This window comes from Desulfoconvexum algidum, from assembly GCF_055382125.1.
The window spans coordinates 1,117,720-1,131,553 of record NZ_AP042394.1; the positions used below are offsets into that span (position 1 = coordinate 1,117,720).

The 13,834-nt window shown below is 45.4% G+C and carries 13 protein-coding genes; 5 read left to right on the forward strand and 8 right to left on the reverse strand.

Annotated elements, in window-relative coordinates:
• Positions 1-56 precede the first annotated feature (56 nt).
• The 4 genes from nhaD to ACZ45G_RS05110 all read left to right on the forward strand — a co-directional run bounded on the left by nhaD (position 57) and on the right by ACZ45G_RS05110 (position 3,359).
• Positions 57-1,922, forward strand: a complete 1,866-nt coding sequence (gene nhaD / locus ACZ45G_RS05095) for a sodium:proton antiporter NhaD (protein ID WP_464175648.1) — start codon at positions 57-59, stop codon at positions 1,920-1,922.
• A gap of 3 nt (positions 1,923-1,925) precedes the next feature.
• A complete protein-coding gene (locus ACZ45G_RS05100; RefSeq protein ID WP_464175650.1) occupies positions 1,926-2,318 on the forward strand; it encodes a hypothetical protein in 393 nt (130 codons plus the stop codon).
• A gap of 211 nt (positions 2,319-2,529) precedes the next feature.
• Positions 2,530-2,808, forward strand: coding sequence for a LysM peptidoglycan-binding domain-containing protein (locus ACZ45G_RS05105; RefSeq protein WP_464175652.1), 279 nt, complete (start codon positions 2,530-2,532; stop codon positions 2,806-2,808).
• A gap of 176 nt (positions 2,809-2,984) precedes the next feature.
• Entirely contained in the window at positions 2,985-3,359 is a 375-nt protein-coding gene (locus ACZ45G_RS05110) for a hypothetical protein (protein ID WP_464175654.1), read from the forward strand.
• A gap of 584 nt (positions 3,360-3,943) precedes the next feature.
• Here the strand turns inward: ACZ45G_RS05110 and ACZ45G_RS05115 are convergent.
• The 7 genes from ACZ45G_RS05115 to ACZ45G_RS05145 form a co-directional block, all read right to left on the reverse strand.
• A complete protein-coding gene (locus tag ACZ45G_RS05115; protein ID WP_464175656.1) occupies positions 3,944-5,833 on the reverse strand; it encodes a CobW family GTP-binding protein in 1,890 nt (629 codons plus the stop codon).
• A gap of 56 nt (positions 5,834-5,889) precedes the next feature.
• Positions 5,890-7,062: an MBL fold metallo-hydrolase gene (locus ACZ45G_RS05120; protein WP_464175659.1), complete on the reverse strand. Its 1,173-nt coding sequence runs from the start codon at positions 7,060-7,062 to the stop codon at positions 5,890-5,892.
• Positions 7,063-7,133: 71 nt separating this feature from the next.
• Positions 7,134-8,537 (reverse strand): hypothetical protein, encoded by a 1,404-nt coding sequence (locus ACZ45G_RS05125; RefSeq protein WP_464175661.1) that lies wholly within the window; start codon positions 8,535-8,537, stop codon positions 7,134-7,136.
• Between the two features lie 160 nt (positions 8,538-8,697).
• On the reverse strand, positions 8,698-8,940 hold the full coding sequence (locus ACZ45G_RS05130) for a hypothetical protein (RefSeq protein WP_464175663.1): 243 nt from the start codon (positions 8,938-8,940) through the stop codon (positions 8,698-8,700).
• 2 nt (positions 8,941-8,942) lie between these two features.
• Positions 8,943-9,626, reverse strand: coding sequence for a FadR/GntR family transcriptional regulator (locus ACZ45G_RS05135; RefSeq protein WP_464175665.1), 684 nt, complete (start codon positions 9,624-9,626; stop codon positions 8,943-8,945).
• A gap of 164 nt (positions 9,627-9,790) precedes the next feature.
• Positions 9,791-11,074, reverse strand: a complete 1,284-nt coding sequence (locus tag ACZ45G_RS05140; RefSeq protein WP_464175667.1) for a PAS domain-containing protein — start codon at positions 11,072-11,074, stop codon at positions 9,791-9,793.
• A gap of 566 nt (positions 11,075-11,640) precedes the next feature.
• Positions 11,641-12,501, reverse strand: a complete 861-nt coding sequence (locus ACZ45G_RS05145; RefSeq protein ID WP_464175669.1) for a hypothetical protein — start codon at positions 12,499-12,501, stop codon at positions 11,641-11,643.
• A 147-nt stretch (positions 12,502-12,648) separates the two neighbouring features.
• Here ACZ45G_RS05145 and ACZ45G_RS05150 point away from each other — a divergent pair, with 147 nt between their 5' ends.
• Complete coding sequence (locus ACZ45G_RS05150) at positions 12,649-13,365, forward strand: YbhB/YbcL family Raf kinase inhibitor-like protein (protein ID WP_464175671.1); 717 nt, start codon at positions 12,649-12,651, stop codon at positions 13,363-13,365.
• A 233-nt stretch (positions 13,366-13,598) separates the two neighbouring features.
• Here ACZ45G_RS05150 and ACZ45G_RS05155 read toward each other — a convergent pair whose 3' ends face one another.
• On the reverse strand, positions 13,599-13,832 hold the full coding sequence (locus tag ACZ45G_RS05155) for a hypothetical protein (protein WP_464180069.1): 234 nt from the start codon (positions 13,830-13,832) through the stop codon (positions 13,599-13,601).
• Positions 13,833-13,834: the final 2 nt, after the last annotated feature.

A 13,834-nucleotide genomic window follows, 5' to 3' on the forward strand; every position in this document is an offset into this window, starting at 1 on the left:
AATAGACACCACTGCTGGTTTACCAGGGGCGCTGGAATTGAAAAGGAAGTCTGAATATGAAAAAAGTGTTTTGTCTGTTGCCTGGCCTTTTGGCTATCCCGGTTCTGGCCTTGGCCTCGACCGGAATGCCTGGCCCATCTGAACTGATCGATTTTACAGGAACCATTTATGGATACCTGGGCATCGGGTTTTTTGTGGCAGCTTATCTTCTGGTGCCCCTTGAGAATATTATTCATCTTCGCAAGAGCAAGCCTGTGCTCCTTGCTGCCGGCATTATCTGGATTCTGGTGGCCCTTGCCTATATCAGTATTGGGGATATCCATACGGCCCACGAAGCGATCAAGGACAGTCTGCTTGAGTATGCAGAGTTGTTGCTTTTTTTGCTATCCGCCATGACTTACATCAACGCCATGGAGGAGCGGATGGTCTTTCAGGCCTTGAGGGCTTTTCTGGTGTCAAAGGGATTCTCCCTGCGGGTTCTGTTCTGGATCACGGGATTGCTGGCTTTTGTGATCTCTCCTGTGGCCGATAACCTTACCACAGCACTTCTCATGGGTGCGGTAATCATGTCCGTTGGCGGTGACAACAAGAAATTTGTTGCCCTGTCATGTATCAATATCGTTATTGCGGCCAATGCCGGAGGTGCTTACTCGCCGTTTGGAGACATCACGACCCTGATGGTGTGGCAGAATGGAAAGGTGAATTTTTTCCAATTTTTTGATCTTTTTCTTCCCGCCCTTAGCAATTGGCTGGTGCCTGCCATATGCATGAGCTTTGCCGTTGATAAGACGTCTCCAAAGGTGCTGAACGAAAAGGTTGAAATGAAATACGGTGCCAGGGTTATGATAGGCCTTTTTCTTTTGACCATTATCACGGCCGTCAGCTTTCATAATTTTCTCCACCTTCCCCCTGCAGCCGGCATGATGCTGGGCCTTGGATATCTGGGCTTTTTCAGTTACCACATCAAGCGCAAAGAGGGAAGAATATTTTATTATGATAACATTCTGGGTGCCAGGAAAAAGAGCACGATCAAGGTCTCCTTGTCTATTCTTCAGGATAAAACCCATGCCCAGATCACGGAGATCATTAACGACCTTCCAACCCCTGCCTTTATCCTGAATAAGGAGCATGTAATCACCCACTGGAACTCTGCCATGGAGGCTTTGACCGGCGTTTCTGCTAAGGATAAGATTGGAACAAGGGATCAGTGGAAATCCTTTTATCCCCAAGAACGTCTACTTCTTGCAGATATGGTTTTGGAAAGCGGATCAAAAAAGCGGATCAACAAGTTTTACCACGGGAAAAACTTGCCCAACAAGTTCCTTGACTCTGCCTATGAGGTGTCGGATTTTGACCCGTCCCTTGGAGAAAAGGGGAGATGGCTCTATTTTGCTTCAGCTCCTCTCAAGGATGAAAATGGCCAGGTGGCAGGGGTTATCGAAATCATCGAGGATATGGACGAGGGCCAGGAGACAAAGACCTTTTTTGACATCATGGAGAGCATCTCCAGGGCAGAGTGGGACACCCTGCTTTTCTTTTACGGGGTGACCCTTTGTGTTGGCGGCCTTGGCCAATTTGGCTATCTTAGCCTGGTCTCCACCTTTATGTACGGAGACCTCGGTCCCACAGCCGCAAACATTATTGTGGGGGGTCTCTCGGCCGTTGTTGACAATATCCCGGTGATGTTTGCCGTCCTCAAGATGAATCCTGCCATGTCCCATGGCCAGTGGCTCCTGGTGACCCTGACGGCCGGCGTGGGCGGAAGTCTTCTTTCCATAGGATCTGCTGCAGGTGTCGCCCTGATGGGAAGCGCCAGGGGGATCTATACCTTTGGTGCCCATTTTAAATGGATGCCGGTTATAATGCTTGGCTATGCGGCCAGCATTCTGGTTCACCTTTTCATTAATTCACACCTGATGTAGACAATGGGTTTATTTTCCCTGCTGTTTGTTTTTTTTATATTAATCGACAAGATTGTCGAACTTGAACTTTCAGAATGGAATGACATTTTTCTCTATGCAATTAATTTTTTTAAAAATAAAACCAGTGAATTTAAATATCCAGTGGATAGAATACAGTCCCATGTTAAGGAAATTGAGCGCTTTCTGATGTCAGTGGAGAACAGACCGGACGCATTACAAAAAATAAAAGAGTTACCTCTTGTCTGGATTGAAAACATCTTAATTGTTGATGATGAAGAAATGATTACAGATCTCATAAGATCGTTACTAAACCGTGCAGGAAATGGATGGTTTGACTCTTTTACAAAGAGGCAGTGGAAAAATATCCTGCATCAAACGATCGATTTCTATTCATGACAGGCAATCTCTCCCCTGAAAGACGCTCTTTTTATGTGATATCAAGAAGACAGCATAACACAGTTTAAATTTTCGCTTTACGAAGTTTTTAACATTAATTTTTTTACAAGTATTCCTGCGGCATGTATTTTCTATGATGATGGATTTCAGTCTTTTTTTTACGGCAATTTTTATCGCATATGCAGACCCAGCTGGCGAAAAATAAATCACCGTGACAGTTTTAAAAAATGATAATCTGATCAATATCTGTGAAAAATATCTTGAGTCCCCTGGCGATTGGAAAATAATTGCCCGCATCAACCACCTGGACAACCCGCACAGGATTTATCCCGGATCGTTCTTGCGAATTCCTGCGATCCTGCTCAAAGGAACCCCCATTGACGGGGCAGTCTCCTTTATCAACGGACAGGTCATGTACCGGCCGCCCGGCAGCAGTGATTGGACTGACCTTGTGATGGGAGATACCGTAAGCCAGGGAAGCTCGATTTGAAATTCAAACCCCGTCAGCTGTTTCTGCAGCCCGGGGAACAGAGTTCCGGGTGACTGTGCGGGGGAGATGATATCACAAGGACAGAGGTCCTTTCAGGTATTGTAGGGGTAACCGGTAGAGGACAAGAAGTCAATTTGGGGCAGGGTGAGGGGATCCTTGTAAAGAAGGGAAACGCCTTGGCATCCCCCCCCCGGAAATTGCTTGCCCCGCCCTCTGTACTTGACTTAAAGACGTTTTATCAAACCTTGCCGTTCGAATTCAGGCTGACCCGGGTTGAAAAGGCTGTTGCCAGCCGGATCATGCTGTCCATAGATCCTTTGGGTAAAAATGTTGTAAAAACGCAGGTTATCAACCCATCAGAAGCATTCCGCCTGGACCGCCTGGAAGATGGCGCCTATTACTGCCAGGCCAGCAGTATTGACAGTGACGGCCTGGAAGGTCTGCCGTCAAAAGCGGCGGCGTTTCGAATACGGGTGAATCCATTGCCCCCGTTTATTCAGAAACCATTGGAAGGTGAGGAGTTTAGAAAAAAAACCGTTGCACTTGAGTGATTGAATGTTCCGGATGCAGTCGCACACCAGGTGCAAGTGTCCGCAGATCCTGATTTTAGGTCTGTTCAGATGGCGTTTGATCAAATAAAAGGGGTTGGTAAGAATATTCAAATGGATGAATTTTTTGATTATTATTTCAGGGTTCGGTCCATTCCAGCTTTCTGTCCACGGCAGAGCGCGCCTTTCCTCAAAGCAAGTAATTATTTGCAAAGGTGACGCTTATCCGTATCTTTTCCTGAAACACCTTGTCGAGAACCTTTGATGATCCATAAGGACCTTTAAAAAGGCTAATAAATTTATTCATAAAATCCCATATGGATTGAAATTTTCCGTAACGATGACTGTTCATAAAAAATCTCCGCATAGTGTACCTGTGTTTAACAAATCAACAGAATCGATATCCTAATCAAGGAAGTGGGCAGGACAATGGAGGTGAGCAGGAGGGCGGTAGCCAATCTACCAATGTTCAAGAAAATAGTAACAGCCAAGAAAATAACGGTAGTGAATAAAAGGTTGTCAAGGGCACAACATGTTATGCCCTTGACCGGCTGGGGGTATGATTGCCGACCCACAATTGGCCTAGATTAAGCAGAACAATAAGAACTTAAAATTTTGGGCAATACTAAAGCGTTGAGATGCTTTCCGATGATCACCACAAAACCTGTGTCAGGATATGGGCTGTCATGTTTTGAAAAATCAATTCGGCCGCCGACGTACTGGCAGACTTCGACATCATGGGCATCGCTGAACCGTACAAGTCCTTTTACCCTGAGTATTCCCGGGGGCAGCGCATCCAGGGCCGCCACAAATTCTGACCGGTTTACCGGCCCGTCAAAACTAATTTTAATCGAAGAGATGCCTTCCTCTTGATGACAGACATGTAAAGTACCACTGCCGTTTACACAGGGAAACACGCCGGTTGAATCGGGTCGGCCAGCCAAATTCGGGACCGGTTTCATACTGTCATTGTACAGCAGGGCAGGGTTCAGGTCTCCGAAAGTTGTTTTGACCGTCACGGCTCGCGGGTTGAGCGTTTTCACCCGTTGGCCCAGAAGGTCTATCTTGTTTGGAAGGGCCAGGTCTGTTTTATTGAAGATGACAATGTCTGCCGCCCTGATCTGATCCCGGGCGATTTCATATTCATCAAGGTTGGCAAGCGCATTTTTGCAGTCAACCACCGTTGTGATGGAATCCAGACGTACAATTTCGTTGAGTTCTTCAATTTCAGCCAACAGGTTAAAGGGGTTTGCAAGGCCTGTGGTTTCAAGAATGATTGCCTCGGGGGTAAAGGTCTCCATCAACTCTTTAACACCTGCAAAAAGACGGCCGGAAAGGGTGCAGCACACACAGCCTTCGTCCATTTCAATCACATTGCAGCTGTTTTCAAGGAGCTTGCCATCCAGGCCGGTCTCGCCAATTTCATTCTGGATGACAGCCACAAAATGATTCCGGCTGGTATGGTATTCCACAAAATTTTGCACAAGGCTGGTTTTGCCCGATCCCAAAAAACCGGTGAGCACAATCAGCTGGGGCCGTTTGTCCCATACCTGGATACTGCTCTTATCTAATTTGTCATCGTCCAGGTCATGGGCCTGCCACCAAAACATGTGGGCCACAGATTCAGGATAGGCCTTTCCTTGGCGCCAGGTTGAACGGCGCAGACATTTTTTACCGCTAGCGGCGGGATTTTTTTCCCACACAGAACTGTGCCCGTAGCCCAGATTTAAGGTTATGTCCGGTGCCTGGTTTGTTTTTAAATAAGATATTTGCCCGCCGGCATCGTAGGATATGACTTCTCCTGTTTTTTCCAGGCGTTCATAGTAAACCGGGGGGGCCTCTATATTAAAGGTTGCGGCTGCACAGATGGCTGAAAACAGATCCATGCAAACATCAAAGCCTGGGAAATTTTCTTCATATCCCCCCGGGGCAATGAGGTATTCGTCCTGGGGAGAATCCGGATTTTTTATGCCGTCCCGGCAGATAATCTGTTTTTTCAAGGGGGCGGTAAGGGAAAAAGACAATGATTGTTCATCATTGCCAAGGGCCATGTGCATCCGTCCCGTAGAAAACAAGGCAATCATCTGTTCTTGTGAAATAAAGTCCCTGACTGTTTCAAGATACCCAGGCCGATGTACGGCCATTGCAGCCCCAAGGTTCATGACATCAAGCATTGCTTCGTCAGGGCCGGGAAAATAACAGATCATGAATTCAGAAACCTGGCGGTCGGTTTTTTTTTGAGTCCTGACATGGCTGACCCCGTATATGCCCGGCCGGTTTTTGATTTTGAAGGTCCAGGCGGCTGCCGAACTGTGGGTCCGACTCATCCCCTTCCACCCGGATAATCGTTTGAATTTTTTGGAATAACAGGCCCGGGTGATCATATTAATAAAAAGCTGGGGCGCCCCTTGTTCAGGGGCGCTCATAAGATTCGAGGGCCTTACATGACCTAGTTTCCCGGCAATATCGGTATTCATTTTTATTTTCCGTTTTCCGGGGACCGGCCAAAAGGCCAGCCCCGGAAGTTTATGGGTTATGCGCTGAAGGTGATCTTGTCTCCGTTGCCAAGATAGTCTTTAGAGGAAGATCTGAACCGGGCCGTACCCCTGACCACAGGGTATCCTGCCTCGATAAATTTTTTGGCGGTCAAGTGGCCGGTGCAATGGTTGCACCCGATTTTTTCAAATCCCCACTTGCCAAGAGAGATCACAAGGTCATCGTACTTTGGATCCCAGTCATCAAAAGGAGAGATATGAAGTCCCCCGTAAATTCCGTAGAACCGGTCATTATCGTATTTAAGCCTTGAGTATGCAAGATCTGCAAATTTTAGGATCCCCTGGTGGCAGCAGCCGCTGACCAGAGCCAGCCCCTTGTCTTTAACATTAAAGGCAAGGGAAATTTCCCCGAATGCCCGGTTGATGATGGGGATATCAAACTTCAGGGCAACCATGCCGGGAATCACTGAATTTACCGCATCTGTATAGGAATGAAGCGGGCCCTTGTGTCCAGAATCTTTGATGTATTGAATGCCCTCATCATAAAATCCGTCCTGGATATAGATGGGAATGGTGGGATCGTATTTCATTGTCACCGGAAGACCCCAAAAATGGTCCCAATGTTCATGGGAAATGAACAAGGCTTCTATTTCATGATTCTCAAGCATTTTGTCAATGCCTTCGCGTTTGAATGCCTCATCGGTAAATGTGTATGACCAGCCGGTGTCGAGCAGGTATTTATGGGTCTTGCCGTTGAGTTCCTCCACCTCAATAAGACATGAAAAGCCTCCTGCATTCTCGGGGTGCAGTGCCAATCCTTCCTGGATCTGCCAGGCTTTTTCAAGATCGTGGGGGATAAGATCTTTGATGGTTGCGATCCCGCTTTCATAGGAGCCTTTGGCACTTCCCTTGCCATTGCCGAAGGGCGGCCAGTTCATCTCGTACTGGTTGACCAGCAGTCCGCCGGCATCATGGATATCACCGATCAAAGTGGCGTTGCTGAACCAGCTGGTTTCGGAAATATTGGTAATTTTAACTTTTTTCACCACCCCGAAGTCCTGGCCCAGCCGTTTGGTTTTGGTCAGATTCTTTTTGGCCATGGGCGAATAGGAATAAAGCCCCATGGTGGCAAATGCACCTGCGCAGACACCTGTGGCGGCGCCCTTTACAAAGTCGCGCCTTGAAACGTCATTATTTTTTTCTTCAGACATGAAAATCTCTCCTTTTTATATATTTTTCAGGCCGCCCGGGCAGGCTGATATGGCCCGGGCGCACCGCATCATCAGTTGATAATGGTATAAACTTTTGAAAACCAGGGAATAAAATTGATTACCATGAAATAGACGGCAATCCCGCCGGCAATCCCGAAAATGAGGCCTTTTCCGAATTTAGGGGTCCATTTGACATCCGTTGCAATTACTTTGGACTCCATTTCCAGAATTTCAGCATCGGTTTTAGGCTCGGCTTTCCATCCCGGCCATCCGTCCATAAACCAGACGTTGATTAAAAAGATGTTGATCAGCCAGATCACCGGAATCATGGGGAACTGCTGGGGATGGGAAAAGCCTTTCTGGGTTCCGAGAAAAAGGTGAGAGGTCTTATAATAAACAATGTACAGCACAACTGCTGCAAATGCAGTTAAAAAGGTCCTGAGCATCACGTTCACCGGCCGGCTGAACTTTGTGGGCCAGTTGCCGCAGTAAAAATTTAAGAACAGGGAGGGGCAGAGCCAGAAAATCGCCATCTCACCCACGTGTAGCCATCTCCAGTCCGGTGCCATAAGCCGCCGTGTTCCCCTGATGGCCTCGCCCCAGGCCAACTCTTCACAAAAATAAAGAAAGAACGCCATTGAAACGGCAATGATAATAATGCCGAAAAATGAGGCCGTACGCCTGAGCCAGTTGGTTTTTATCAAGTTAAATGGATACCGTTCCCAGATGGTTTCATACTGCCATACCACAACGGTGCAGCACATGATCCAGGCGATATGAAAATTACCGGACACCGTGTTGGCGAAGGCCTCCCAATAGGGGGGGCAGATTGCGGTAAATTTTTGCCAGGGATAGAAAAGGATGGCCATGTGCGAATGCATGGTCAGAAAATATATGATCATGCTGATCAAAAAGGTCACCAGGACAATGGTAATTCCCCGGGCCGGCTGGGGAAGGGTCTGCCAGGGCGCATTCTCACAGGCCAAAACCCAGCTGGGGCTGATCCATGACGCGATTGCGGCAAACATCATGATGGCCTCTGCCGCATATTCAATGGCATAAAAATCTGTGATTCCCATACTGGTCAGACGCGCCGGGTCAAAATAGGCAATGCCGAAGTTTCCCAGAATCTCTATGAAAAAAACCTTGATAAGCAAGACCATGGCCACCACACTGAAGGCCAGCAAAACCATTGACTTTATCAGGGGATGGGTCTTGTCCAGCCAGGATCTTTTAAAGGGCCAGAAATCAAAAATATAGGCGACCCAGATAAACAAGATCAACAGCCATCGGCATACCATGTATCCCACATATGGCGTGTACATGCGCATGATGCCCCGGGGGTCTTGAAAAATCCACCAGGTTGCATAAAAAATAACGGCCATAAAAAGTGTATTGATCAGGGCCGGCAAGGGCCCCCGCCACCTTTTTACAAGCTTTCTGCTTTCAAGATAACTGACTTTGTCTCTTTCCATAAAAACGTCTCCTCTTTGAAATATATTGCTATTGACCGGTGGCTCCCAGTGAATCCATGATGGCCGAAGAATACAGCTCTTCTATTTTGCCGATAAAAATATATTGACAATCGTCCGGCAGATTCTGCCAGAGAAATTAAACCATTATGGGGTATTGGATTTATACGGAAGGGGAGCTGCCGGGGGGTGTTTCCTCTTTAAGCATGCGTTCAACAGTCTGCCTTAACTGGTCAGGCGCTTGTGTTGCAGGGTCTATCCCCAGGCGCATGGCCTGGGTGAATAGATCGTTTTCTGACAGTGGCGCCGGGTCATTTTTGGGATGGATCACGTCCAGAGTCCTTGCGACAATATTTTTAAAAAAATCTCGGCGCTGCATCCTCGTATCCCCATGATCGGATGCCATTTTCAACGGACATTCTCCCAATAGATTTGATGCCGCAGTTCACGGCCGGCGGTGAATAGTTCTGTGGCCAATTTTGCATCCCTGTGCTGGAAGCAATTGACGACTTCAACATGGGTTTTAAAAATGTCCTGAACCCTTTCTGGACTGCATTTGGACAAAATCTTTGAAAGTATCTGTCTTTCTAAGTCCATTTCCCGGATGATGAGCATGAAGAATCTGTTGCCGCTGATTTTTGACACACGCCTGGTAAATTCGATCATTTCATTGACGATTTCGGGCGTGTCGTGATTGATGATGGCGTTGCCCAATTGGGCCATGATCTGTTTGAGAGATTTAATATCCTCAGGCGATGAATTTTCCACGGCCTGGGAGACGATAAGCGGCTCTATGGCGGCTATGGCCTGCATATGTTCTTTGAGAACCTTTGTATCAGCATCTCCCCGGAGGCTGGCCCAGTCTGCAGTATCTTCAAGGCTTGTTATAAAACAGCCGCTGCCTGATTTTGTCTTTACACGGCCTCTGATCTCAAGCATTCTTATGGCTTCTCTCACCGTATTTCTGGAGGATGACAGCATTTGTGAAAGCTTCCGCTCCGGCGGCAGTTTTTCACCGATCTTCAGCTGGTTGTCTTCAATTAAAGCCAGAATATTTTCTGATATTATTTTTTTGGGCCGTTTTTTTTGCAATTGGTTGTACCTTTTTTGTTATTTGGTTGGACCATATAGGCCTTTTTTATAGATAAAGTCAAATAGTTTTTTAAAAGATATTAATTCTATAAAATTGGTTGAACCAAAATAAGGAAATTGAAAACCCATTAAGACGGATGGGCAGCAGCAGGGGGAAGGGCTGGCTAATTTTTAAATTTTTCAAGCCCCTTCAAAAATGCGGGCAAAAGCGCCTGGTATGGCAGGATGTTTTCTTCATCAAACATATCGGATTTTGACGAGCAGAATATCAGCACGGTGTGCAGGGTATTGTTTTCATAAAAGGGTTTGGCATAATAGGAACGTACGCCCATGGGTATGAACAGGGCCCAGTCAATCGGTTTGATGCTTTCCGATGTTTCCTTCACAATGAGGTGGCTTAATTTGAAATTTAAAATATTTTCAGCAACGGACCCCACATAGGGGTGGGTGGAACCCGGCGTTAGGCCGTCAAACCCTGAGCCTGATCCATAGACAGACACCCGGTTTTGGGGTATATCTACCCGGGAGCATAACAGGGCGTCGGCAAGATTTGGCAGGGGCTGATTTTCGAGTATCACGGAAAGCAATTCTTGTAAATTTTTGGTCCTACCAATTTTGCGGAGCACCGTTTTTTTACACGAAGTCTTGTCTTGCCCCCCGGGATGATCCTCCAGAAATTGTTCTTTTTTCAGATTGCGTATGGAAATCCAAAGCAGGTTTTCTCCTGAATCGCAGATGGCCCGGATGGCGGCCTGACCGGAAAAGTGAGTCTTATTTTTGCATTCCAGAAGGATGTTACCATTCCATTTATGTTCGAAAATCAGACTTTCATAAATGCCGTGCAGCTGGGGATGCCCAGCCACTGAAAATAAATCCTCCAGGCCGAGCAAAGAAATATCATCCACGGTATAATGAAAACAGGCTAAGGCCGCTTTATTCGCTGCCACAATTTTCCTGTCGCTGAACCGGGCAAGGAATACGGGGGTGTCAAATAAATTGAGCCTGTTTTTTATAGAGGATGCACCGCTTTTGCAAGCCAGCATCCCATTTATCAGTTCGGTGTCCTCAGAAATGGAGCCAAAACAACATGCCGTTCTGCAAGGATCGGGGTATCCCGAGATTCTCAACCATTTCAGGGTGCTGTTTTGGGTTTTTACCCTCACCAGTACCGAGGCGGATTTTTGTCTTTTTACAGCGTCCATGAACGCCTGGAAACCCGGGAAATCATCTTCAAGAATCACTTTCCGGGAATATTCCATATCCTTGAGTAACAGGCCGGTTTCAGCACCAAGCCCCGGTACCATGTAATTGTTGAAGTACTTGATTTTATGCCCTATAATATCGATTCTCCAAAAAAGAGCCGAGGCTACATTCATGTAAGTATATATCAGTTCTTCAGCCTTTTGCCTGACCCCGGTGACGGTATTTTTATTGTTTTTTTGACTCATAGTTCCGTGTTTCCTGTGCGATAATAAGGAATAAAAATAAATATTATAGGGCAATCCCGGGGCAATTGAAATCATAATTTTATGGTGACGGGTTCCGATTTAAAATATGTCTATGAGAACCGGCATGGGTGGCCCGGATATTTCGCGGGTCGAATTTGCTTTAGATGCCGGTTGCAGCACCTGCAGCATATACCAGTGGTCAAAGCTGAAATTTCGAATATAGTTTGATTCTTTGTAACTCTATTCAGCAAATAAAAATGCCCTAAAACTCAACCTACAACGAAAAATCCCGTCCAAAAAATCTGTGTTTGCGGTATCCAACGATATCAGATCCACTGTATGATTCATCAGCTGTGCAGTTGCCCAGAAAATTTTTCCTGGATCATTTTTTTATGTTTGAGCAGAAAATCCATACTTCGATAAAGGTGTTGAACCTGGATAGGCTGTTAAATATCCAGGTGAACATCCTTGAATACCCATCCGAAAAGATTTATCGGGTGTGTTCTGTACCACACAAAAGCGCACAGCTTGAATATTCCGACCTGTTCGGTTAACCCGATAAAAGTTTATGCAGCCAATTTAAAACTGAGTTCTCTTTTTTGAAACCATTTCTTACTTTCATTGTTTCTTTTTAAAGCTGTTATTATTAATACCTGATTTCGAATTTCTCGTCCTTTCAAGGCCATGCTTAGTTGCTCCTTGCACTTCTTCTCAAGATGGTACCAGTCAAGGATGATTCCCACATTCTTATACCAGCGGAAAGAGTTGATTATTGTTTTATTCAATGTTGTGTGACCATCGGTAAAAAACTGAAATCGATTTCCCGGTAATCCATTATTGATTAAAAAGGCTATCAGATAACTTAAAACCGTTTTCATACCGTATCCATTTAATGTATAGATTTCTTGGCCGTTTCCAATGTGAACAACAGTATTATAAACATACTTACGCCTCCTTTTTTCAGGATTGTCTTTCCGAGCGCGCGTCTCCTCCTGTTTTTTTACATTAACGTCATCAATGGATATGTTGACTGTCTGTTCAGGGTCTTCATAATATACGGGATTGTTCAAAATGTCGGCCACAGCATAATTGTCGGAAAAATTCTCAGCAGCTTTCGTTACCATTTTTTGAGCAAGCTTTGCTGGTATGTGTTGTAAATATGTCTGATCGTCTCCCTGATAACAACCATCTTCTGTAAAATTGTTCTGTGAAAGTATGGTTTTTGTTTTACGCTCCATGTAATTGATCAGACCCGCACCTTCTTTTTCGGTGTTTCCATTTACAACACTGTGAGTTGAAAATTCGAATCTGCCAACTTTTCCGTCCACTTTGTAATGTCGGGAATTAAGGATTATTTTCTGGTTTGCTTCTACTTTTCCACAAGCTTTTTTTTGAAATTTTGGAAAGATGCTTGCAAACGGCTTCACGAATCGCCGGGTGTGCTGTCCGCAAAACTGATTTTTCACAATTATCGATACTTATTGCATCAATTTCGTTAATCTGAGTAAAATTAACCGCACAGGTCGAAAAAATTCCCACTAACCCCATTTCTTAAAAGTAAGGAGAAAAAACAAATGAAAAAACAGCTTAAACACTTTTGTGTCGTCAGTGCCATGGTTTTTACCGTATCATTCCTGGCTATAACATTTGCCAGCATCGGAATAGCGCAAACCGGTGCCGGCCCTGCACCTCCAGGTTATTTTACCGACAAAGTCTCTGGCACCTACTATGGCCCAGGTAAAAGCTCTTGCTTCACGCTAAGAATACCGGCAAATAAGAATGATAGCGGGAGCTGGGCAGCATGTGAAGATAACGGCACATTACCAGCTGAATACACCTGCAACCTCTCTGGTCAATCACCACCACTCGAGTGGAGCGGAGAACCAAAAGGAACAAAAGGATTTGCTATTGTTGTATGGCATAAACCACCAGACTACGCTGAAAAGGGTGCCAAGTTTTACTGGATTATGTGGGGTATCCCTGCAACAACACACAGCCTTCCGCAAAACGCTGGCGTAAAAGACTCAAAGTTTGGAAAACTTGGTCTTAATGAACATGGAACGCCGGATTTTGAACCTTCATGTTCACATGGGCCAGGCCTTAAGACATACATCTATAATGTCTATGCCCTGGATGCTGAGCCGCAATTTAAAAACCCCTCTGAGAAAGTCACAAGAGACGTCTTTATGGCCGCTATTAAAGATGTTACCCTTGCAAGCGCTGTCATGAGGGTAAACACTGACACGGGGAATATGAAGGCTTCCAAAGCTCCTGAACCAGAGAAGAAGTAAGATAGAAAACTAATGCCTCCAGGCCTGAGGAGGAATAAAACGATTTTAAATATCCCCAAAGATGTTTATGAGAAATTGGAAATCTTTGAAGCAATCGTAAAATCAAAATTGATCGAATCCGGCCTTTGTCATGCAGATGAGGGTTGAAATTGAGAAAGTCTCCATAAGCCTGTACCGCAATATTGGCGCCGGGTATGGCATCATTATCAGCCATACTTGATTGGAGATATTTTTTAATGACGTTCCAAATGACCCTTTTGCTCTGCGAATCGGAGTGCTGTTCGGTTTTTATTTAAGGCATTTTCTTTTTTTTCAAAAATATTAAAATAAGCTTTTACTTTTAAGGTAAATACAAGTAAAAGGGACAGCTTTATAAAATTTGCGAAATTATGTTTTGCCTCTCCACTTTTTTGATAACCAGGGAAATCCATGAGGAAAATTACGTTACTGATATTTTGTGGTGTCATTC

What these genes read in the sequence shown, in the direction of transcription:
- nhaD (WP_464175648.1), top strand. Translation starts at nt 57, where the DNA reads ATGAAAAAAGTGTTTTGTCTGTTGCCTGGCCTTTTGGCTATCCCGGTT.
- ACZ45G_RS05155 (WP_464180069.1), bottom strand. Translation starts at nt 13,832, where the DNA reads ATGACACCACAAAATATCAGTAACGTAATTTTCCTCATGGATTTCCCT.
- ACZ45G_RS05150 (WP_464175671.1), top strand. Translation starts at nt 12,649, where the DNA reads ATGAAAAAACAGCTTAAACACTTTTGTGTCGTCAGTGCCATGGTTTTT.
- ACZ45G_RS05140 (WP_464175667.1), bottom strand. Translation starts at nt 11,074, where the DNA reads ATGAGTCAAAAAAACAATAAAAATACCGTCACCGGGGTCAGGCAAAAG.
- ACZ45G_RS05100 (WP_464175650.1), top strand. Translation starts at nt 1,926, where the DNA reads ATGGGTTTATTTTCCCTGCTGTTTGTTTTTTTTATATTAATCGACAAG.
- ACZ45G_RS05125 (WP_464175661.1), bottom strand. Translation starts at nt 8,537, where the DNA reads ATGGAAAGAGACAAAGTCAGTTATCTTGAAAGCAGAAAGCTTGTAAAA.
- ACZ45G_RS05130 (WP_464175663.1), bottom strand. Translation starts at nt 8,940, where the DNA reads ATGGCATCCGATCATGGGGATACGAGGATGCAGCGCCGAGATTTTTTT.
- ACZ45G_RS05115 (WP_464175656.1), bottom strand. Translation starts at nt 5,833, where the DNA reads ATGAATACCGATATTGCCGGGAAACTAGGTCATGTAAGGCCCTCGAAT.
- ACZ45G_RS05120 (WP_464175659.1), bottom strand. Translation starts at nt 7,062, where the DNA reads ATGTCTGAAGAAAAAAATAATGACGTTTCAAGGCGCGACTTTGTAAAG.